This is a genomic window from Stenotrophomonas mexicanensis, assembly GCF_032911605.1.
GTDB lineage: Bacteria > Pseudomonadota > Gammaproteobacteria > Xanthomonadales > Xanthomonadaceae > Stenotrophomonas > Stenotrophomonas maltophilia_A.
In genome coordinates, this window is sequence record NZ_JAWJTG010000050.1 from 13,112 (window position 1) to 33,772 (window position 20,661).

At 66.7% G+C, this 20,661-nt stretch carries 15 protein-coding genes and 1 tRNA gene; 6 read left to right on the forward strand and 10 right to left on the reverse strand.

The genetic code is table 11. The annotated features are described in order from the left end of the window. Positions 1–62: 62 nt before the first annotated feature. The 3 genes from R1L06_RS17750 to R1L06_RS17760 all read right to left on the reverse strand — a co-directional run bounded on the left by R1L06_RS17750 (position 63) and on the right by R1L06_RS17760 (position 4,165). Positions 63–138: transfer RNA gene (locus R1L06_RS17750), tRNA-Thr, on the reverse strand. A gap of 50 nt (positions 139–188) precedes the next feature. Continuing rightward, positions 189–1,193 (reverse strand): 2-hydroxyacid dehydrogenase, encoded by a 1,005-nt coding sequence (locus R1L06_RS17755; RefSeq protein WP_317218361.1) that lies wholly within the window; start codon positions 1,191–1,193, stop codon positions 189–191. A 98-nt stretch (positions 1,194–1,291) separates the two neighbouring features. Beyond that, on the reverse strand, positions 1,292–4,165 hold the full coding sequence (locus R1L06_RS17760; RefSeq protein ID WP_317218362.1) for an autotransporter domain-containing protein: 2,874 nt from the start codon (positions 4,163–4,165) through the stop codon (positions 1,292–1,294). Positions 4,166–4,421: 256 nt separating this feature from the next. Between R1L06_RS17760 and R1L06_RS17765 the strand changes: the two genes are divergently transcribed. From R1L06_RS17765 to R1L06_RS17785, 5 genes are read left to right on the forward strand one after another with little or no spacing between them, the layout of a single operon-like run. Further along, entirely contained in the window at positions 4,422–4,931 is a 510-nt protein-coding gene (locus R1L06_RS17765) for an RNA polymerase sigma factor (RefSeq protein ID WP_317218368.1), read from the forward strand. Further along, entirely contained in the window at positions 4,928–5,896 is a 969-nt protein-coding gene (locus R1L06_RS17770) for a FecR family protein (RefSeq protein ID WP_049398929.1), read from the forward strand. Before R1L06_RS17765 ends, R1L06_RS17770 begins: the two co-directional genes overlap by 4 nt. 11 nt (positions 5,897–5,907) lie before the next feature. Next, entirely contained in the window at positions 5,908–8,706 is a 2,799-nt protein-coding gene (locus R1L06_RS17775; protein ID WP_317218363.1) for a TonB-dependent receptor plug domain-containing protein, read from the forward strand. Positions 8,707–8,755: 49 nt separating this feature from the next. Beyond that, entirely contained in the window at positions 8,756–9,712 is a 957-nt protein-coding gene (locus R1L06_RS17780) for a hypothetical protein (protein WP_317218364.1), read from the forward strand. Then, positions 9,709–10,428: a hypothetical protein gene (locus R1L06_RS17785; RefSeq protein WP_032127576.1), complete on the forward strand. Its 720-nt coding sequence runs from the start codon at positions 9,709–9,711 to the stop codon at positions 10,426–10,428. Before R1L06_RS17780 ends, R1L06_RS17785 begins: the two co-directional genes overlap by 4 nt. 83 nt (positions 10,429–10,511) lie before the next feature. Here the strand turns inward: R1L06_RS17785 and R1L06_RS17790 are convergent, their stop codons facing one another. The 7 genes from R1L06_RS17790 to murJ all read right to left on the reverse strand — a co-directional run bounded on the left by R1L06_RS17790 (position 10,512) and on the right by murJ (position 20,172). Next, positions 10,512–11,177, reverse strand: a complete 666-nt coding sequence (locus R1L06_RS17790; RefSeq protein WP_317218365.1) for a lysoplasmalogenase — start codon at positions 11,175–11,177, stop codon at positions 10,512–10,514. After that, positions 11,174–13,057 (reverse strand): M61 family metallopeptidase, encoded by a 1,884-nt coding sequence (locus R1L06_RS17795; protein WP_317218366.1) that lies wholly within the window; start codon positions 13,055–13,057, stop codon positions 11,174–11,176. Before R1L06_RS17795 ends, R1L06_RS17790 begins: the two co-directional genes overlap by 4 nt. Before the next feature lie 157 nt (positions 13,058–13,214). After that, positions 13,215–14,165: a 4-hydroxy-3-methylbut-2-enyl diphosphate reductase gene (gene ispH, locus R1L06_RS17800; RefSeq protein WP_049424359.1), complete on the reverse strand. Its 951-nt coding sequence runs from the start codon at positions 14,163–14,165 to the stop codon at positions 13,215–13,217. Positions 14,166–14,192: 27 nt separating this feature from the next. Beyond that, positions 14,193–14,717, reverse strand: coding sequence for a signal peptidase II (gene lspA, locus R1L06_RS17805; protein ID WP_049424357.1), 525 nt, complete (start codon positions 14,715–14,717; stop codon positions 14,193–14,195). Further along, positions 14,717–17,548 (reverse strand): isoleucine--tRNA ligase, encoded by a 2,832-nt coding sequence (gene ileS / locus R1L06_RS17810; protein WP_317218367.1) that lies wholly within the window; start codon positions 17,546–17,548, stop codon positions 14,717–14,719. The genes lspA and ileS overlap by 1 nt, the downstream gene beginning before the upstream one ends. Then, positions 17,545–18,492 (reverse strand): bifunctional riboflavin kinase/FAD synthetase, encoded by a 948-nt coding sequence (locus R1L06_RS17815; RefSeq protein ID WP_032127582.1) that lies wholly within the window; start codon positions 18,490–18,492, stop codon positions 17,545–17,547. The genes ileS and R1L06_RS17815 overlap by 4 nt, the downstream gene beginning before the upstream one ends. Positions 18,493–18,567: 75 nt before the next feature. Then, positions 18,568–20,172, reverse strand: coding sequence for a murein biosynthesis integral membrane protein MurJ (gene murJ, locus R1L06_RS17820; protein ID WP_049462332.1), 1,605 nt, complete (start codon positions 20,170–20,172; stop codon positions 18,568–18,570). A 117-nt stretch (positions 20,173–20,289) separates the two neighbouring features. On the opposite strand from murJ, the gene rpsT reads away from it, so the two are divergent. Beyond that, positions 20,290–20,559, forward strand: a complete 270-nt coding sequence (rpsT, locus tag R1L06_RS17825; RefSeq protein ID WP_005408560.1) for a 30S ribosomal protein S20 — start codon at positions 20,290–20,292, stop codon at positions 20,557–20,559. Positions 20,560–20,661 lie beyond the last annotated feature (102 nt).

A 20,661-nucleotide genomic window follows, 5' to 3' on the forward strand; every position in this document is an offset into this window, starting at 1 on the left:
AGTGATTGCTTCAAATGCCAAAACAAAAAGCCCCAACCAAGGCCGGGGCTTTTCATTACAACTGGTGCCGGAAACAGGAGTCGAACCTGCGACCTACGCATTACGAATGCGCCGCTCTACCAACTGAGCTATTCCGGCGGAGCCCGCGATTTTACGGGCTGGGCGCCCCGGCGGTCAATCCATCCGGCTCAGCCCGCCTCTACCCGGTTGGCGCACACCCGCCCGGCCGCGAAATCCTGCAGATTCCCCAGCGTGATCGCTGAGATCTCCTGCAGCGCCTCGACGGTGAAGAAGCCCTGGTGGCCTGTCACCAGCACGTTGGGAAAGGTCATCAGGCGCTGGAAGGCCTCATCGTCGATGATCTCGCCGGACAGGTCCTGGAAGAACAACGCGCTCTCCTGCTCGTACACATCGATGGCCAGATGACCCAGCCGGCGCGACTTCAGCGCGCGGATCACCGCATGGGTATCGACCAGCCCGCCACGCGAGGTGTTGACCAGCATCGCGCCCGGCTTCATCCGCGCCAGTGATGCATCATTGATCAGATGATGGGTCTCAGGCGTCAGCGGGCAATGCAGCGACACGATGTCGGCACGCGCCAGCAGTTCATCCAGGCCGACCATTTCGCCAATACCGCCGAACGCGGGTGACGGATAAGGATCGTGCCCCAGCACGGTGCAGCCCATGCCGTTGAAGATGCGCGCGGTGGCCAGCCCGATCTTGCCGGTACCCACAATGCCGACCGTGCGCCCATGCAAGGTGCGCCCGAGCAGGCCATCCAGCATGAAGTTGCCCTCGCGCACGCGGTTGTAGGCGCGATGGGTCTGCCGGTTGAGGGTCATCACCAGCGCCAACGCATGCTCGGCCACCGCCTCCGGGGAATAGGCCGGTACGCGTGCGACGAACAGATCCAGCGCTTTCGCGGCTGCCAGGTCCACATTGTTGAAGCCGGCACAGCGCAGCAGTACGGCCCGCACGCCCATCGCATGCAGGGCGTGCAGCACCGGCGCATCCAGGCGGTCGTTGACGAACACGCATACGGCTGCGCAATCCTGCGCCAGCGCGGCCGTGTGCACGTCCAGCGCCACATCGAAGTACACGAACGCAAAGCCGTCCCCAGCCGCATCGCGCTGGTTGGCTTCCTCAAGGAAACGGCGATCGTAAGGGCGGGCGCTGAAGACGGCGATCTGCATGGAAGGGCCTGGGTGGAATGCCACGCCGACCATACCGCAGCAACGCGCGTTCTGGGGATGGCACCGGCGATGCCTTCATCGCCGGTGCCGTGCACCACTTAGAACTTGTAGCCCAGGCCCAGCATCACGCCGTTCTGGATCTGCCCGTCGCGGCGCTCACCCACGTAATCGGCCATGATGGACAGCCGCTCGCTGGCACGGCTGGTCACACCCAGGTTCCAGGCCAGCACCTGCTCGCCCACCGCCTGGCTGCTGGCGCCGAACACCAGATCCGGTGCCGCGGCGAAGCCGGTGCTGTAGCGGGCCTGCGAATCGCCCAGTTCCTTCTGCCAGACCACCCGGGCGCGCGGGGTGATGCGCTCGCCGTTGTTGCCTTCGAAGGTCTTGAACAGCTGCAGGCCCGCACCCACGCGGATGCTCTCCAGGCTGCCGCTGCGGCCAACCAGCGCACCGGCGCCCTGCCCTTCGTTGAAGCGGGTGGCCGAGGTGCGCGCGTAGTCCACCACCGGCAGCAACGGCTGGATCACCAGGCCCTTGGCGGTGGTGAAGGAGAACGCATGTTCCACCCGTGCGGAGATCGCATCGTTGCTGTACTTGGCGCGCAGTGGCTGCTGCAGGCCATCGATGCCGTTGATGCTGCGACGCGTATCGTGGCGCAGATCGGTGTAGCGCACGGCCGCCGACAGATAGCCGCGCGCGTACGTCGCATCGAGGTAGCCGCCCACGTCCAGCGCACGCACGTCACCAGTGAAACCAGAGCCATCGCTGGCCTTGGTCGACATGTCCGCCGCGGCCACGCTGACGCCCAGGGTCACGCGGTCATCGGCCACGCGGGTATCGGCACCGACCACGATGCCACCGATGGTGTGGCTCAGGCCGGCCACGCCACCGTCAGCATCGATGCGACCATGGCTGGCGAAACCACGTGCCCAGATGCCATGGCTGCGTCCAGCATCACCGCTGCCCGCGGCGCTGCCCGACGCGGGCTCGACCAAGTGCATCGCCAGCTGGTTGAACAGGCTGCCATGGCGCATGCCCGGCTGGGAGGAGACCGACTGCGCCACCTGAGAGGCCAGGCCATCGGCATCACCGCCGCTGCGCATGGCCGACTGGTGCTGCTGCACGACGTTGCCGATGCTGCCCACCAGCGCGGTGTCGGCCAGTCGCAGGCTGGCGTGCGCATCACCGCGCAGAGCACCGGCCTGTTGTGCGATCACATCGCGGTCGGCGAACTGCAGTGCGCCCAGCAGCGATCTCAGTCCCTTGTCCTGGCGATCGGAGGCGGTCGCCAGCGCGCGGCCCAGGCCGTCGCCGGACGTACCGTTGGCAAACAGGCCCAGCTGGTCGAAGCCCGGGTTGGCGGTCAGCCACAGGCCATCGGCCGTCTGCTTCACGTTGAAGCTGAGCAGTGAATTGTGGCGCGGGCGGAACACTTCACCGGCAGTGATGCTGGCACTGTATCCGGCGTCCCCCAGCCGCACGACATCCTGGAAGCCCCCCTGGTAGATCGGCCCTTCCACCAGATCGCGGCGGTAGGCACCGGCATAGAAGCCCTGGGCCACATTCAACGCAAGGTGTGCGCCCTGCGCGATCACCAGCGCGCCCTCCTCGGTGCCGCCGTCGTAGAAGCTGCCGACGCGCAGGCGGCCACTGCCGGTACCACCGGCTTCGGTAACATCAAACAGCACCTGGCCGCCGGGCATGATGTTGACGTAGCCGTGGGTCACCAGATCCCCACCGCGCGGCATCAGCGTGCCGAACACGCGCAGGCGGTTGAAGCCATCTTCGCGGTAGGACGGGCCGGTGCCATCCAGCAGCGCATCGCTGTCGGTGCCGACCGATGCGATATCACCGTGGCCAACCACGATGCTGCCCGGCATCACCCGCAGCTCGGGGGTGCGCAGCGCACCACCCTCCAGTGCGATGGTGCCGTTGTCCACCAGAATGAAATCGGCGCCGGTGGTTTCAGCGGTGCGCCAGGTGGCGCCATTGCTGACACGGATCACGCCGGCGGAGTTGGCCAGGGTCGAGGCATCCAGATCGGCCAGCCGCAGCTGGCCGCGCAGTTCATCCTGGAGGTCGGGGTCGGCGAGCAGCTGCTGCAACGACTGCGCGCCGATACCGTTCGCCCCCCGCGTGGAGAAGTTGTACAGGCTCACCGCATAGTTGATGTAGGTGCTGGCCCAGTCGGTGTTCCAGCGCGCGAAATCGTCGTCGACAAAGGCCTGCAGCTGGCGCGCGGTACGAAGGTAGCCCGGGTTGATGTCGCCGCTGACGTTGCTGGTGACACGAAGGGTGTCGCCCGGATCGCGATAGCCCGCCGTGTTGATGATGCTGTTGCTGCGGATGTCCTGGCCCGGGAATGACTCCAGCTTGCTCCCACTGCCATCCGGATCGAAGGTAACCGACGTACCCGTGGTACGCGCCGGGTCGCGGAATACCAGCAGGCCATTGGGCTGCACCACTTCATACATGGCCTTGTGCAACAGGCCCGCATCCATGCCACCGCCGTAGTTGCCTGTGTAGATCTGGGTCATGCGCGGCGACGGCGCGTAGGTGATCCTGCCACCACTGCTGGCGGCATGGATCTGCACCGAGTCGACCAGCGGCAGATCGCCGCCGAGGTAACGGTTGACGCCACCGGACTGCATGATCGAGCAGGACGAAATGCAGTGGCCGGACACGATGGTGTCCAGGCCCTGGGTACGGATCACCGCCTGCAGCCACTCGCCGGCAATCAGCGCGCCACCGTTGGACGTTCGCAGCACGACTTCGCGGATCGGACGGCCTTCAGCCTGCGCCTTGGCCAGCAGTGCGGGCAGCGCCACCACATCGGCGACGGTGACGCCGCCGCTGAGGAAGACGCGATCGTCCTGCACGTGATAACTCATTGCCATGACGTCATCCACCACGGATATGGCGGCAACGCCGATCAGCCCGGCCAGGGCCAGGCTCAACTTCGAATACTTCATGCGTTCTCTCTCTCCACCCGCAACACGCGGGTAGAACGATCAACGCCGCAGCGGGGCGATCTCCCCCAGTGGAACCGATCCTGAAAAATGAATACATTCACAATGAGAATCCGATCGATGCACACTCTTCCCCATCCGGTCATCGTCGCGTAAAACTCGATGACGCATTCGCCACCGACAGTCGAGGCCAGCCCTGTCCACCCCGTCTCCCCTGATCCATCGCGCGCCGGAGCCGCCCGCACCTGCGGATGCCTTCATCGCGTTCGTACGCGAAGAGCGCGCACCACTGTGCGCGTTCCTGCGCACGCGGGGGGTCGGACCTGAGGATGCGGAGGATATCGCGCAGGACTGCATGGAGCGGCTGATCCGCTATCGCGCACAGGGCCCGGACGAACTGCGCCTGCTGCTGTATCGTATCGCCCGCAACCGCCTGGCAGACCGCGGACGCTCGCCGCAGTCGCGGCCGCATCTGCCGCTGGCCGAACACGATGGCAGCGACGAACCGCTCAGTTCCTCGCCCGATCCATTGCGCCAGGCCGAGTCAGGGCAGATGCTGTCCCTGCTGCGGCAGGCCCTGTTCAAGCTGCCCGAACGCGCACGCGAGGTCTATCTGCTCAACCGCATCACCGGCATGAGCTACACGCAGATCGCGCGGCATTGTGGAATTACTGCCAAGACCGTGGAAAAACATATCGCCCGGGCCCTGCAGGGCCTGCGTCAGGAGTTGGGATCGGATCCGCTGCACAACGACAGGGACGGCCAATGAGTGGCACCCCGCACAGGGATGATGCACAGCTGTTTGAACGCGCCAGCGCCTGGGTAGCCCGCCTGGAAGCCCCGGACTGCACATCGGCCGAACGCGAAACGTTCGAGGACTGGCTGGCCGAAGATCCGGCCCACGTCAAAGCCTGGGTGCAGGCCGAAACCCTGTTCCAGCAGGGTGCGGAGCTTGCGGCTGACCCCTGGCTGCGCACCGCCGCGGCACGGGCGGCGCGTCCGCCGCGCCGGCGCTGGTTGCCGGGCGTGGCCGCTGCCGCCGGTGTCTGCATGGCGATCGGCATCGGCTGGATGGTTGCCGTCGACGGCAACCCCACGCCACAGGTCTACGCCAATGATTCGCACCAGGCACAGCAGCAGACGCTGGCCGATGGCAGCGTCGCCATGCTGGATGCCGGCACCACCCTCCGCGCCCGCTTCGGCTGGCGTCATCGTGATCTGGTGCTGGAGCGGGGTCGGCTGCAACTGCAGGTCGCACCGTCGAACAAGGCGCTGCAGCTGCACGCCGGCGACAGTACGATCCGCGACATCGGCACGACCTTCCAGGTGGAACGCCTGCGCGACGGCCTGGTCGAGGTCGCACTGCTGGAAGGTGCCGTGGAAGTCAGCAACGGCGCAGCGCAGCACACGCTGGCACCCGGCCAACAACTGCAGGTATTGCCCTCCGGCCGTATCCAGCCGGGCCCTGCCCTCTCGTCCAACGCAGCCGCTGAAGGCTGGCTGCGCGGGCAACTGGTGTTCGATGCCACGCCCCTGTCGATCGTGGTCGAGCGCATGAACCGTTATGGCCGCACGCCACTGGTGATCGTCGATCCGGAGATCACCGACCTGGCTGTAAGCGGCACCTTCCGCGCCGGTGATGCACAGGAGCTGCTGTCGGCGCTGGAACTGGGTTGGTCCGTGGCTGGCCAGACGCGTCCGGATGGCGCGCTGGAACTGCGCCGCACCTACTGAGGAGACCGGCAGTGAAGGCAGGTCCGGGTGCGCTGCAGTGGGGGCTGCTCCGCGCCCTGCTATGCCTTGCACTGGGTGTTGCCGCACTACCGATGGCCGATGCCGGCGAGCCCGCCGGCACGCTGGAGATCGACGTGGGCGCCGGCCCACTGGTGCCGGCACTGCAGCAATGGGCCCGGCAGAGTGGCACCGCCCTGCTGTTCGACGCACGTGAACTGGATGATCTGCGCACCGGCGGCAGCCGTGACCAACGCGATACCGGGGCCTCCCTGAAGCAGCTGGTCGCCGGCCTGCCGGTGAACATCCTGCGCACTTCATCCGGTGCCTTTGTCGTGCGGCGCGTCCATCCCGAGCCCCCTGCCACGCCGCCGAAAGCGGTCGCAGCCCCGCGCCTGCCGCGCCCGGCTCCCAAGTCCGCCGACACGCCACACCAGGTGGAACTGGCGCCCATCCATGTCACCGGCAGCCGGCTGCCGCGCTCTTCGGTGCAGACCACACTGCCGGTCACCACCATCGATCGCGACGATATCCTGCGCAGCGGCTACGGCAATCTGTTCGACCTGCTGCGGCACCTGCCCGGCATGAACGGCCATCCGGCCATGAGCACCTCGCGCGGCGGCGATTCGCAGTACCTGCCGGTGGGCGCAGCGGCCACCACCAGCCTCGACGGCATGGGCCCGCGGGCGACGCTGTTCCTGGTCAACGGCCGGCGCCTGCCGCGCTATCCGATGGTGTCGCTGGAACAGGGTGGGCTCACCGACCTCGGCGGCATTCCGCTGAGCTTCGTCGACCGCATCGAACTGGTACGCGGTGGTGCCTCGGCCATCTATGGGGCCGACGCCATGTCCGGCGTGGTCAACATCATCCTGCGCGACCAGGCCGATGGGCCCGAAGCCATGCTGCAGACCGGCCTGAGCAGCCGCGGCGATGCGGGCCAGTACCGCCTGCAGGCCGCCACGGGCGGCGCGCGTGGCAACGGGGACCGCTGGTTTGCCGGACTCGATCTGCACCGTGTCGAACATGTCGCCGGTGACCAGCGTGACTGGCACGCGGAAACCTCGCTGTATCCGATCGGCGCGATCTTCGGCAACTGGTACGTGCCCGCCCGGCGCTGCGAGCCGCCCCTGAAGCGGCGCGAGGATGGCTGCTGGTTTGACAGCGCGCGGCCGCGGTCGCTGCAGCCCGCCTCGGATACCGCGTCGGCCTTCCTGCACTACCGGCATGAACGTGGTGAGGGACGCTATGCCTATGTCGAGGCGCGGGCCAGTCACAACCGCCAGCGCTTCGATCTGGGCCCGACCGCCGTTGCGGTGGTCTCGCGCGGAATCACCTTCAACAGTGTGCTGCGTGAGGCCGGCAACGTGCGCCCCAGCGTCCGCGCCACCGATGCCGACCTTACCTTCGGCATCGGCCGCGACCAGGGCCGGCGCAGCTGGGAGGCGGGCATCAGCGCGCAGCGCAGCGACGTGACCTTGTCCACTGCAGGCACCGTGCGCACGACACGCCTGCTTGAAGCAACGCAGGCGCGCAGGTTCACTCCCGGTTTCGACGCGCCGCCGGCGGCCGAGGCGGACACGCTGTTTCCGTCCATCCGCAACCGCGGCAGCACCGCACAATGGCAGGGCTGGTGGGGCGTGCAGCGTGAGCTGATGGCAATGCCCGGCGGCAATGCGCAGCTGGCCACCGGCATCGACCTGCGCCATGAACGCTGGACCTCGCGCCCGGACGCACTGCTGAGCCAGGGCGACCTTGCGCTGGGCCTGCCACAGCAGCGACGCCGCCTGTCGCGACAAAGCAGTGGCGTCTACGCCGAGCTGGGCCTGCCGCTGGCCCCCACGTTGCGCGCGGACCTGGCTGCACGCTGGGACCGCGACGGCGGCTTCATGGCGTTCTCGCCTCGTGCCGGGCTGCGCTGGAGCCCGACGCCGCACTGGTCGTTCCTGCTGGCCAGCGGGCGCGGCTATCGTGCACCGAGCCTGTTCGAGCAACGGCGGCCTCCCGGCTACTTCGGCTCGATCACACTTCCGGTGTCCAGTGCCCTTCCGGAATGTGCGATCGCCACGCGTGGTGGCGGCTGCAGCGTCACGGCCAACGTGGTTGAGAACGATGCACTGAAGGCCGAGCGATCACGCAGCCATTCGCTGGCAGCCACGTGGACGCCCGACGACACATTCTCGCTGTCGCTGACCCACAACATCGTGGAACTGCGCAACGAGATCCTCGCCCTGCAGCCGAGCGATGCGGTGTGGAACCGCAGCACGTGGGAACTGGATGAAGACGGCCACCTGGGCAGCCTGCGCCTGTCGTTCGACAACATCGGCCGCACCACCTCCCGCAACTGGGTGCTGCGTGGCGAGTACCGCATCGACAGCGGCAGCAACGGCCAATGGTTGTTTTCGCTCGATGCGCTGAAGCAGCAGGAACTGCTTCGCCGCCGTGACCATGAGGCCGCCGTGGACCTGCGTGGCCATGTGACACCCGAGCTGGCTGCGGTGTTGAACGTGCAATGGCAGAACAGCAACTGGGACATCGCGCTGCGCGGCAACCAGATCGGGCGCACGCGTGCCTGGCTGCCGGGGGCGGAGTGCCCGCAGAAGCAGGTCGACCGGAACCACTGCATGAACCCACGGCAGCTGCGCTGGAACCTGCACCTCGCACGCCGGCTGGGGCCGCGCATCGTTGCAGCACTGGACGTGCACAATGTGCTTGATGCGCAACCGGTGAACTATCTGGTCGGCAACGGCGGGCAGATGCCCGGGCTGGACGATCCGCTCGGCCGCTACTACCTGCTTACCCTGCAGTTCCGCTGAAGCGTAGTAATCTACGCGCCCTGTTCCACCGCGGTCCCCCTCCTCCCCCATGAAAGCCTATCTCTGGTTCTGGGGCGCGTTCCTGCTGTTCTTCGCGTTGCCTTTTCCCTGCATTCTCTATTTCGGCACTTCGTGGCCGGTAGCGCTGGTCGACCGCAGCGCACCGTGGCTGGCACTGTTGCTGCTCGCACTGTCGATGGTCCTGTGGCTGATGCTGCTGTTCGCCTTCCTGCACTACCTGTTGCTGGGGCCGCCACGCGCACTGCACCGGGTGCAGTCGATCCTGGCCGACGGTGAACCGCGCAGTGCGCTGATCGAGCAGGCCGAACAGACCGGCGTGCAGGTACGTGGGTTCGCGCAATGGAAACTGCAGTTGTCCTTCAAGAACCTGTCCGGTACGCCGGTCCGCGAACAGATGCTGGTGGTCGACAGCAAACCCCAGCTGCATCGCTTCGAGGTGGGCAGGCACATCGATGCGCGCCTGGGCCGGACACCCGGAGCATTCCCCAACATCGTGCTGGACGGTGCCCAGCCCGAACTGAATGTCGCCAGCCTGTGGCGGCGCGGCATCGGTACAGCACTCGGCATCGCCATCGTTGCCGCTGCCTATGTGTGGGCCTACCAGCTGCAGAGCGAGGGGCTGGGCTGGACCTTCCTGTCGTTCGGTCACCCGCTGCTGGTGTGCCCGCTGGTGCTGTGTGGCTATGCGCTGGGCCTGCGCCTGCTCGGCCGCCTGCTGCACGCCGATGCCCGCGGCGATGCGCTGAAGTATCGCGGCATCGGCGTGGAGGCCAGGGTGTTGAAGGTGCGTCAGACCGGCACCTACCTCAACGAACAGCCGCAGGTGGAGTTCCAGCTGGAATACATCGACCGCGAAGGCAACGTGCAGCAGGCCCGCGTGCGCCGCTTCATCCCGCTGATTGAACTGGCCAACATCCCGCGCGAGCATGTGACGCTTCTGTACGACCCGGATGACCGCAGCAACGTGCGCCTGGAGGGAGTATGAAACAGCCGCCCTCAACCCGCACAGTGTTCCTGGTACTGCTGCTGGTTCTGGCGGGCGTGGCCGTTGCCGGAGGCGCCCTGCAGACCATCAGCGAAACGCTGGGGCATTCGGTACAGCCGGACCGGTTGCCCGCGTCCGTCTCGTCCCAGTCGCCGCGCGAACAATCCGCATCGCTTGTGCCGTCCCCGGCGCCCTTCCCCGCCGCGAGCACCGCTGGAGCGCCCGAGCGCAACAACCGCCTGTTCGATGCGGACTACCTGCTGGCTGCCCGTCAGGCACTGGAGCAGATGCCAGCGCTGGCCGGCCAGCGGCTGACGGTCTTCCACAGCATCCACTTCTACGACGATGGCCGCATCAACCTCGATCTGGTCGATCCGCAACAGCCGGGCCACGTCGACAGCTATCACTTTGAACGTGGCCAATGGCGCAAGGGCAATCCGGTGAACCCGCAGCAGTTTGCGCCGACCATCAGCCTGCAGCGCAGCAGCACATCCCTGGCCAGCATCGATTTCGAGGCTGTTCCGCGCGTGGCGCAGGCACTGCAGGAACAGCGCAATGCGCTGCAGAACCCCGCATCTGAAGTCGGCCACGTCTACGTGATCGTGCGCAAAGCCGGCAAGCTGGTATGGCTGCCGGACGAAGTCGCCGGTGACCGCGAATCCGTGCGCCTGCAGTTCGATGCGCAGGGCGCCCTGCGCGGCGTGAGCCGCCGGTAGGCCACACAAAAAAGGGGACGGAGGGGATTAAGTCGTATGTGCCTTGGTGCGATTTGCGACTTAATCCCCTCCGTCCCCTTTTTCTATTTCACCGAGCGCGCGATGGCGTACTGCGCGGCGTAGTACGTGGACAGCACCAGCAGGCTGGCCAGCGGCAGGCCACCGGCGAAGCGGTCCCAGGCCAACAGCGAATCGCTGGCGACGAACAGCAATGCACCTGCCGCAGCCCAGCGGGCGCTTCGGGCTTCCACGGCATCGGGCTGCGGGCGGCGCCACTGCCGTGCCAGGGCCAGCACCGCCATCGATGCCAGCACCACCACGTACGCCAGCACCGGAATACGCATCGGTGCGGGCAGGTGTGGCCACAGGCCCAGCACGTTGAGCACGGCAAACGCACCGAGCAGGACGCTGGCGCCGACCAGCCCACGCCCGGCACGCAGGCCTCCGCGGAAGGCGATGATGTAGCAGACATGCGCCAGCAGGAATGCGACCAGCCCCGGTACGAACGCATCCATCGGCAGCATCAGTGCGATATCGCCCACGCACGAGAGCAGCATGCCGGCCAGCACCGCACGCCGATAGAACGGCTGCGCGGGATCGTGCACGCGCCAGGCGATGGCAGCGATCAGCAGCGTGGTCGTCGGCTTGGCCAGCCAGTGCAGCCAACGCCCGTCACCGTGCAGGAACGCGCCGATGATGGCGAGGACCGCCATCAGCGGGATCACGCCATCGCGGGCACGCGGTTTCATCGCGCCTTCCACAGGTCCGCCAGGCGGTCAGGCTTGCCGGCGATGCGCTCCAGCACCGGGTACTGCAGGCCACCGTGGTAGGCGATGCTCATCGTTTCGATGCGATCGAACTGCTTCACCAGCAACACGATCGGTGCCTTGTCCTTTGCTGCTGCCGCCACCGCATCCTTCAGCCGCTGGCTGCTGTACTCGCGCCCGCCAACCGCAATCACCTTCATGCCCGGCGCCAGGCCGGCATTGAACGCCGGGCTGTCCCAGATCACGTCACCGACCGTGCCGTTGTCGAGCACGGTCGCACCCAGTGAGTACGCCAGCAACGCTGCCTTGGCGCGCTTTTCCTGCGCCTTGTAGGCGTCGTTCGGAGTATCGCGGTAGACCAGCTTCCAGCCCGCCAGTTCCAGGCCACCGGTCAACGAACCGTGGCCATCCAGGCGACCGCGCAGGAACGTCGCCCAGTCGTACGGCGCGATGCCGTTCAAGGTCGCGACCACGTCGTCGAAGGTGTAGGGATTGACGTCCCAGTCGCCGTTGCCGACCCCGAAGAAGGCGCGCGCAAAATCATCCAGGCTGCGCCGGTTGCTGCTCAGTTCGCGCAGCTTGCCCTCCACTTCCAGCCACAGCATCTGGCCGCCGGAGTAGTAGTCCTCGCTCATCTGGTAGTTGCGGTAAGGCAGCGTGCGGCGCTGCGCGATGGTCGGGTCGTTGGTGGTGTCCTGCAGCGGCCGCCAGGCCAGGCCCGGGCGACCACGGTCATAGGTCGCGGCCACGTTGGCCAGCATGTCGCGCGCCTGTGTGGTCGACCACAGGCCCGAACGCGCCGCCAGCACCTGGCCCCAGAACTGGGTCTGGCCCTCATACACCCACAGCAGGCTGTCGCCCATCGGCACGTTGAAGTTGGCGGTGGCCAGATCGGCGCCGCGACGGTACTTCCCGTTCCACGAATGGGTGTACTCATGTGGCAGCAGGTCGCGCATCCACGCGTTGCTGTCCCACTCTGTGAAGTAGCCTGGATCGGCACTGTTCTCGCTGGAGCGGTGGTGCTCCAGACCAATGCCGCCGAGGCGGTCGGTCAACGCCAGCAGGAATTCATAGTGGTTGTAGTGGCGCGCACCGTAGAGCTTGTCGGCCTGCTGCACCAGCGCACGGTGCAGCTTGATCTGTTCGTCGCTCGGCTTCAGCGACTTGGCTTCGTCTGCAAACACATTGAGGTGCACCGGCACCTTTGCGCCGGGGTCGAGATCGATGCGCTGGTAGTGTTCGCCAGCGAACAACGGCGAATCGACCAGGTGGTCATAGGAGATCGGCTTGAACACCACGGTGTCACCGTCGCGGCGCGCGGTCTCCAACGCGGTGGCGAACGACCAGCCCTTGGGCAGGGTCACGCTGGCCTGCGCCTGCAGGTTGCGCGCATCGACGCCGGCCGGATACAGCGAATTGGCATTCCACTGCAGATTGAGCATTTCCGGGGTCATCACCACCCGGCCCTGGCTGCCGCCCTGCGAGGACAGGAAATCGAAGTGGGCGACGATCTCGCTCACGCCCTCAGGCACGTTCACCTTGAACGCATAGACGTTGAACTGGTCGCGCTGCCAGGCCAGCGGCTTGCCGTTGGCCGTCACGCGCAGGCCGGCCAGCTTGTCGATCGGGCCGGTGGGCGAATGGTTGCCGGGAATCCACTGCGGGTACAGCAGGGTCATCGGGCCGGGCTTGGCAGGCACCGTGGCGGTCACCTTGAAGATGCGGCGCGCGAGGTCGCGTGCATCCACGTCGATGCGCAGCAGGCCAAGGGCCGCGGCATCGCCCGGCGGCGAGGTCTGCGCCAGCGCGGGCGTGGCCGCCAGCGCGAACAGCAATGACATGGCCAGGGCTCGGGTCTTCATCGGGCAGGTTCCAACAACGGAGAATCTTCCGATGCTAGGCCTGTGCAGTGCCCGGCCCCATGGCCGAAGGTCATGGTCGGTGGCGCTCCGGCCTGATGTGGCAAAACGCCATCCGACAGTGCGAACCAAGGTTCGCACCCACCAGAGTCAGGCCCGGTCAGTCGACCAGGCGCAGGCGCAGTTCCTTCGGCAGCGCGAACACCATCGATTCCGGTTCGCCGTCCAGCTCGCCCACGCCGCTGGCGCCCAGCTCGGCCAGACGCGCCAGCACGCCATCAACCAGCACCTGCGGCGCCGAGGCACCTGCGGTCACACCGATGTGCTGCTTGCCAACCACCCACTGCGGGTCGATCTCGTGCGCGCCGTCGATCAGGTACGACTCCACGCCCTCACGACGGGCCAGCTCGCTCAAGCGGTTGGAGTTGGAACTGTTCGGCGAGCCGACCACCAGCACCAGGTCGCAGCGCTTGGCCAGATCGCGCACGGCGTCCTGGCGGTTCTGCGTGGCGTAGCAGATGTCGTCGTTCTTCGGGCCCTGCATTGCCGGGAAACGCTCGCGCAATGCATCGATGATGCCGCGCGTGTCATCCACCGACAGCGTGGTCTGGGTGGTGTAGGCGAAGTTTTCCGGCTGGTTGATGTGCAGCGTGGCAACCTGCTCGACATCCTCGACCAGATAGATCTGGCCGGTGCCGGCTTCGCGGTTCCACTGGCCCATGGTGCCCTCCACTTCCGGGTGACCGGCGTGGCCGATCAGCACCACGTCACGGCCGGCACGGCAGTGGCGGGCGACTTCGAAGTGGACCTTGGTCACCAGCGGACAGGTGGCGTCGAACACCTTCAGGCCACGACGCTCGGCCTCCTGGCGCACGGCCTGGGACACGCCATGCGCGCTGAAAATGACCGTGTTGTTGTCCGGCACTTCATCGAGTTCCTCGACGAAGATCGCACCGCGCTGCTTCAGGTCGTCGACAACGAAGCGGTTGTGCACCACTTCATGGCGGACATAGATGGGCGCGCCCAGCGTTTCGATCGCGCGCTTGACGATCTCGATCGCACGATCGACGCCGGCACAGAATCCACGCGGGTTGGCGAGCAGCACATCCATCAGTTCAGTCTCCCGGCAGCGGCCGGCTTACGGTTTCGGGTTGGCATTATCCGCCTTTTTGGCGGACTTGCCGTCGAACAGGCCAAACAGGGCGATGCCGATGGCACCCACCACGATGGCCGAATCGGCGATGTTGAACGAGGGCCAGGTGTAGCTGCCCACGTACCACTGGATGAAGTCGACCACGTGGCCGTGCACCTGGCGGTCGATCACGTTGCCGATGGCGCCACCGATGATCAGCGCGTACGGCACCGCGGCCTTCCAGTTGCCGCGGGCAGTGCTACGCAGCCACCAGGCCATCAGGCCGCTGATGACGATCGCCAACACGGTGAAGAAGTGTTTCTGCCAGCCACCGGCGTCGCTCAGGAAACTGAACGCGGCACCGGTGTTGTAGGTGCGGTACCAGTTCCAGAAGCCGTCGATGACCACCACTGGCTGGAACTCCGGCAGGCTCGACAACACCCAGGCCTTGGACCACTGGTCCAGGCCGATGATGGCGGCCGACAGCAGCAGCCAGACCAGGGCGTTCGGATGCGGACGGGGCGCGGCCATCAGAACCAGCTCCGCACTTCACCGGCGCCGGTGATGTTGCTCACGCAGCGGCCGCACAGTTCCGGGTGGTCGGCGTTGCTGCCGACGTCGGCGCGGTGGTGCCAGCAGCGCACGCACTTGGCCTTGGTGGTCGGCTGGGCGCTGACGAACACCTCGTCGGTGGTCGCCGGGCGCACCTGCACGTCGCCACTGATGAACAGGAAACGCAGTTCATCGGCCAGCGGCTGCCACTTCGCGGCCTGCTCTTCGCTGGCGGCGATGGTGATTTCCGCTTCCAGCGCGGCACCGATCGCGCCGTTGGCACGCATCGGCTCGAGCACCTTGGCCACCTGCTCGCGCACGGCCAGCAGCTGATCGAAGTCGGCGGCGTTGAGCTGGGCATCGGCCGGCAGCGGCGCCAGGCCGTCGTACCAGGTGGTGAACAGCACATGGCCGGCATGTTCGCCCGGCAGATAGCCCCACAGCTCGTCAGCGGTGAAGGTCAGGATCGGGGCAACCCAGCGGGTGAAGGCTTCGGCGATGTGGTACATCGCGCTCTGTGCCGAACGGCGACCGCTGGAATCGGTCGGCATCGTGTACAGGCGGTCCTTGGTCACGTCCAGGTACAGCGAACCGAGGTCCACGCTGCAGAAGTTCAGCAGCAGCTGCACGATCTCGGCCATGTTGTAGCCGTCGTAGGCCGCCTTGATCTTCTCCTGCAGCTCCCACGCGCGATGCACGATCCAGCGGTCCAGCGCGACCATCTGGTCGAGCGGCTGCAGGTGCTGGGCCGGATCGAAACCGTCCAGGTTGCCGAGCAGGAAGCGTGCGGTGTTGCGCAGGCGACGGTAGGCGTCGGCGTTGCGCTTGAGGATCTCCTGCGACAGCGACATCTCGTTGCTGTAGTCGGCCGAGGCGATCCACAGGCGCAGGATGTCCGCGCCCAGCTTGTTCATGATGTCCTGCGGCTCGATGCCGTTGCCCAGCGACTTGGACATCTTGCGGCCGTGCTCGTCCACGGTGAAGCCGTGGGTCAGGCACTGCTTGTACGGCGCGCGCTTGTCGATCGCCACGCCGGTCAGCAGCGAGGACTGGAACCAGCCGCGGTGCTGGTCGGAACCTTCCAGGTACAGGTCGGCCGGCTTGCCGAAGCCACGCGCGGCGAGCACGCCCTCATGGGTCACGCCCGAGTCGAACCAGACGTCGAGGATGTCGGTGACCTTCTCGTAGTCGGCCGCTTCGGCGCCCAGCAGTTCAGCAGCATCCAGCGAATACCACACGTCGATGCCCTCGGCTTCGACGCGGTCGGCGACCTGCTGCATCAGCTCCACCGAACGGGGGTGGATCTCGCCGGTCTGGCGATGGGTGAACAGGGCGATCGGCACGCCCCAGGTGCGCTGGCGCGAGATGGTCCAGTCCGGACGACCGTCGACCATGCTCTGGATGCGCGCCTTGCCCCAGGTCGGGAACCAGCCGACGGTGTCGATGGCGGCCAGCGCATCGTTGCGCAGGTTGGCCTTGTCCATCGAGATGAACCACTGCGGGGTGGCGCGGAACACCACCGGCGTCTTGTGACGCCAGCAGTGCGGGTAGCTGTGGCGGATCGGGTGGAAGGCCAGCAGCGAACCGTTGTCGCGCAGCACACCGACGATGGCCTCCTGCGCCTTCCACAGGTGCTGGCCCGCCAGCACCACGTCACCGGCCGGCGGGGTCGATTCCAGGTACACGCCACGACCGTCGATCGGGGTCACCTGGCCGGCGTTGTACTTGTCCAGCAGGCCGTACTTCTGGCTGACCACGAAGTCTTCCTGGCCGTGGCCGGGGGCGGTGTGCACCGCACCGGTACCGTCCTCGTCGGAGACGTGCTCGCCGTTGAGCACCAGGATCTCGCGCTCCGGGTAGAACGGGTGCGCCAGCAGCTGGTTCTCCAGCGCGGCACCGGTGGTTTCACCGTGCAGCACCACGTTTTCGACGCCATAGCGCTGCAGCGCGCGCTCGGCCAGGGCCGCGGCCAGCACCAGCCAACGGCGCTTGCCGTTGTGCGCCGGGCCTTCGGCCAGCACGTAGTTGATCTCCGCGCCCAGCGACACCGCCAGCGAAGCCGGCAGCGTCCACGGGGTGGTGGTCCAGATCGGCACGGCCACTTCCACGTCAGCCGGCACGCTCACGCCGAACGCCTGGCCGATGGCCTGCGCATCGCGCGCGGCGTAGGCCACGTCGATCGCCGGCGATTCCTTTTCCTGGTACTCGATCTCGGCCTCGGCCAGCGCCGAGCCACAGTCGAAGCACCAGTACACCGGCTTGGCGCCACGCACCAGGTGGCCATTGGCCACGACCTTGGCCAGCGCACGGATCTCGTTGGCTTCGAAGTCGAAGCTCAGGGTCTTGTACGGGTTGTCCCAGTCACCGGTCACGCCCAGGCGCTTGAAGTCCACGCGCTGGATGTTGATCTGCTCTTCAGCGAACTCGCGGCACTTCTGGCGGAATTCGACGGCGTCGAGCTTGGTGCCGACCTTGCCCCACTTCTTCTCGACCGCGATCTCGATCGGCAGGCCGTGGCAGTCCCAGCCCGGCACGTAGGGCGCATCGAAGCCGGCCAGGTAGCGCGACTTGACGATGATGTCCTTCAGGATCTTGTTGACCGCGTGGCCGAGGTGGATGCGGCCGTTGGCGTACGGCGGGCCGTCGTGCAGCACGAACAGCGGGCGGCCGGCGGCGTTGTCGCGCAGCTGCTGGTAGAGCCCCTGCTCTTCCCACCGCGCCAGAATGCCCGGCTCGCGCTTGGGCAGGTCGCCGCGCATCGGGAATTCGGTGGCTGGCAGGTTCAGGGTGGTCTTGTAGTCCTGGCTCACGCAGTGGCTCGCAATCTATGTTCGGAAAGGATGGCGCGCGCCTGTTCGGCATCGCGGTGCATCTGGTCGGTCAGCGCCGCCAGATCATTGAATTTCTCTTCGTCGCGCAGCTTGGCGACGAACTCCACGTCGATGTGGCGCCCGTACAGGTCGCCCTGGAAATCGAACAAGTGGGCTTCCAGCAACGGCTCCACGCCATCCACGGTCGGCCGCGTGCCGAAGCTGGACACCGACGGCCACGGCTGGTCGAACACGCCGTGCACCCAGGTTGCGTAGATGCCCGACAACGCCGGGGTCTTCGGGAAGCGCAGGTTGGCGGTGGGGAAGCCCAGCGTACGGCCAAGCTGGCGCCCACGCACCACCCGCCCGCTGATCGCGTAGGGACGGCCGAGCAGGTCGCCGGCACGGGCAAAGTCGCCGTCCTGCAGCAGCTGGCGGATGCGGGTGCTGGAGATGCGCTCGCCGTGCAGATCGACCGCTTCGATCTCGCCGGCGCTGAAGCCGAGCTCGGCGCCGAGCTGCTGCAGCAGGGCCAGGTCGCCGCGGCGGCGGTTGCCGAAGCAGAACTCCGGCCCGATCCAGACCTCACGCGCACTCAGGCGATTGACCAGCAACTGGCGCACGAAGGTCTCGGCCGGCATCGCCGCCATCGCCGCGTCGAAACGCAGCAGGCCGATCGCATCCACACCCAGCTCGCGCAGGATCTCGACCTTGCTGCGCGCCAGGGTCAGCCGCGGCGGCGGCGTGCCCTGGGCGAAGAATTCACGCGGCAGCGGCTCGAACGCCACGGCCACCGCGGCCACGCCCAAGGCGCGCGCGCGGGCAACCGCGTGGCGGACCAGCGCACGATGGCCCAGGTGAAGGCCGTCGAATGCACCGATACAGACCACGCTTCCGTTGGGGAACAGCTCCCCGCCCTCGACGCTTCTGAACAGCCTGCTCATCAACTCTCGTTCCGGCCCGACCGGGGCCGCTGCTTCAATGGTGTAACCCTGAAGTATAGCCGCCACGGGCCGCGATCAATGCCCACGCAGGTCGCGCGGGCGGAAGCCCATCGCCAGCATGGCCACCGCATAGGTCGCGCCACCGCCGCCGACCAGCAGCATCAGGCCACCGATACGGTGCCATTTGTCCATGACGGTGAAGTCGGGAACCCAATGCAGCAGGGCCAACAGCACGCCGACCATGGCCGCACAGGCCAGCAGCAGCCGCACCAGATAGCCGCCCCAGCCCGGCCGGCGCTGGTAGACATCGGTCTTGCCCAGCCAGTACCAGAGCAGGCCCAGGTTCAGGTAACTGGACAGTGCGCTGGCGATGCCCAGCGCCAGGTGCAGGCCCGGCTGCTTGCCGATGGCCGCCATCACGCCCTGCGCCTTCAGCTCATCCGGCACCATGACCTGGTAGAGCACGGCCAGCAGGGCGAAGTTGAACACCATGTTGGCCACCAGCGCGGCCACACCGGCACGGACCGGGGTCTTGGTGTCCTGGCGGGCATAGAACGCCGGCAGCACCACCTTCAGCAGGGCGAACGCCGGCAGGCCGAAACTCAGGCCGTACACCGACAGCGCGGTCATGCGGGTATCGAAGGCGGTGAACTGGCGGTACTGGAACAAAGTGGCGATCAGCGGCTCGGCCAGCAGCAGCAGGCCCAGCATGGCCGGCACCGAGATCAGCAGGGTCATCCGCAGGCCCCAGTCCAGCGAGCGCGAGAAACCCTCGCGGTCGGTGCTGACGTGATGGCGGGCCAGCGCCGGCAGGATCACCGTGCCCAGCGCCACGCCGAACACACCCAGCGGCAGCTCCAGGAAGCGATCCGCCAGCGACAGCCACGACTGCGAGCCGTCGGTCAGCTTGGCCGCGATGAGGGTATCCAGCAGCAGGTTGATCTGCGCCACCGACGAACCGAACAGGGTCGGCACCATCAGCGTCAGCACCTTGCGCACGCCCGGATGGCGCCAGCCCCAGCGCGGCAGGGTCAGCAGGTTGATGCCCTTCAGCGAGGGCAGCTGGAACAGCAGCTGCAGGATGCCGGCGGCGAGTACCGCCCAGCCCAGCGCCAGGATCTGTTTTTCCGGGGTGCCGCCCAGCCGCGGCGCCAGCCATAGCGCACCGGCGATCATGCACAGGTTGAGGATGACCGGGGTCAGCGCCGGCATTGCGAAACGCTGGAAGCTGTTCAGCGCGCCACCGGCCAGCGCGGTCAACGAGACGAACAACAGGAACGGGAAGGTCAGGCGGAACAGGTCGACCAGCAGGGTCTGCTTGACCGGGTCGGTATCAGCACCACTCGAGAATGCGACCGCCAGCTGCGGCGCGAAGATCAGCGCCAGCGCGGTGACCAGCATCAGCACGCCGCCCAGGGTGCCGGCGGTGCGGGCCATCAGTTCACGCAGCTCGGCATGGCTGCGGGTTTCCTTCACTTCCGTGAACACCGGCACGAAAGCGGTGGCGAAAGAGCCTTCGGCGAACAACCGGCGCAGGAAATTGGGTACCCTGAAGGCAACCCAGAACGCATCGGTAACCGCATTGGTGCCGAACGTGGTGGTGATCACCTGGTCACGGACAAGTCCGAGCACCCGCGAGACCATGGTCATGCTGCTGAACGACAGCAGGCCTCGCAACATCTTCGGTGAACTCACTCAGCGTCCCTCTTGACAATCGACTTGACGTGCATTTCTCGGGCCATCATACTAGCTAGCTTGCTGTTCCCATAACACCGATTTTTTCAGGAAACCACCACCGTGGCCAATATCAAGTCCGCCAAGAAGCGCGCCAAGCAGACCGTCGTGCGCAACGCGCGCAACGTGGCTCAGCGCTCGATGCTGCGCACCGCTGTCAAGAAAGTGATCAAGGCGCTGGACGCCAACGATGCCGCCGGCGCCGAAGCCGCCTTCGCCGTTGCCCAGCCGATCCTGGATCGCTTCAGCGCGCGTGGCCTGATCCACAAGAACAAGGCTGCTCGCCACAAGAGCCGCCTGAACGACCGCATCAAGGCCCTCAAGGCCGCCTGATCCGGCGTTGCCGCCCTGCCCTTCGGGGTCGGGCAGCAGACAAGAACCCGGCCCCGGCCGGGTTTTTTGTTGCTCGCGATCCGGTAGTGCCGGCCGCTGGCC

Excerpts from the sequence above, each read along its gene's own strand:
- R1L06_RS17755 (WP_317218361.1), bottom strand. The coding sequence starts at position 1,193 with ATGCAGATCGCCGTCTTCAGCGCCCGCCCTTACGATCGCCGTTTCCTT.
- R1L06_RS17760 (WP_317218362.1), bottom strand. The coding sequence starts at position 4,165 with ATGAAGTATTCGAAGTTGAGCCTGGCCCTGGCCGGGCTGATCGGCGTT.
- R1L06_RS17770 (WP_049398929.1), top strand. The coding sequence starts at position 4,928 with ATGAGTGGCACCCCGCACAGGGATGATGCACAGCTGTTTGAACGCGCC.
- R1L06_RS17780 (WP_317218364.1), top strand. The coding sequence starts at position 8,756 with ATGAAAGCCTATCTCTGGTTCTGGGGCGCGTTCCTGCTGTTCTTCGCG.
- R1L06_RS17785 (WP_032127576.1), top strand. The coding sequence starts at position 9,709 with ATGAAACAGCCGCCCTCAACCCGCACAGTGTTCCTGGTACTGCTGCTG.
- R1L06_RS17790 (WP_317218365.1), bottom strand. The coding sequence starts at position 11,177 with ATGAAACCGCGTGCCCGCGATGGCGTGATCCCGCTGATGGCGGTCCTC.
- R1L06_RS17795 (WP_317218366.1), bottom strand. The coding sequence starts at position 13,057 with ATGAAGACCCGAGCCCTGGCCATGTCATTGCTGTTCGCGCTGGCGGCC.
- ispH (WP_049424359.1), bottom strand. The coding sequence starts at position 14,165 with ATGGATGTGCTGCTCGCCAACCCGCGTGGATTCTGTGCCGGCGTCGAT.
- lspA (WP_049424357.1), bottom strand. The coding sequence starts at position 14,717 with ATGGCCGCGCCCCGTCCGCATCCGAACGCCCTGGTCTGGCTGCTGCTG.
- R1L06_RS17815 (WP_032127582.1), bottom strand. The coding sequence starts at position 18,492 with ATGAGCAGGCTGTTCAGAAGCGTCGAGGGCGGGGAGCTGTTCCCCAAC.
- murJ (WP_049462332.1), bottom strand. The coding sequence starts at position 20,172 with ATGTTGCGAGGCCTGCTGTCGTTCAGCAGCATGACCATGGTCTCGCGG.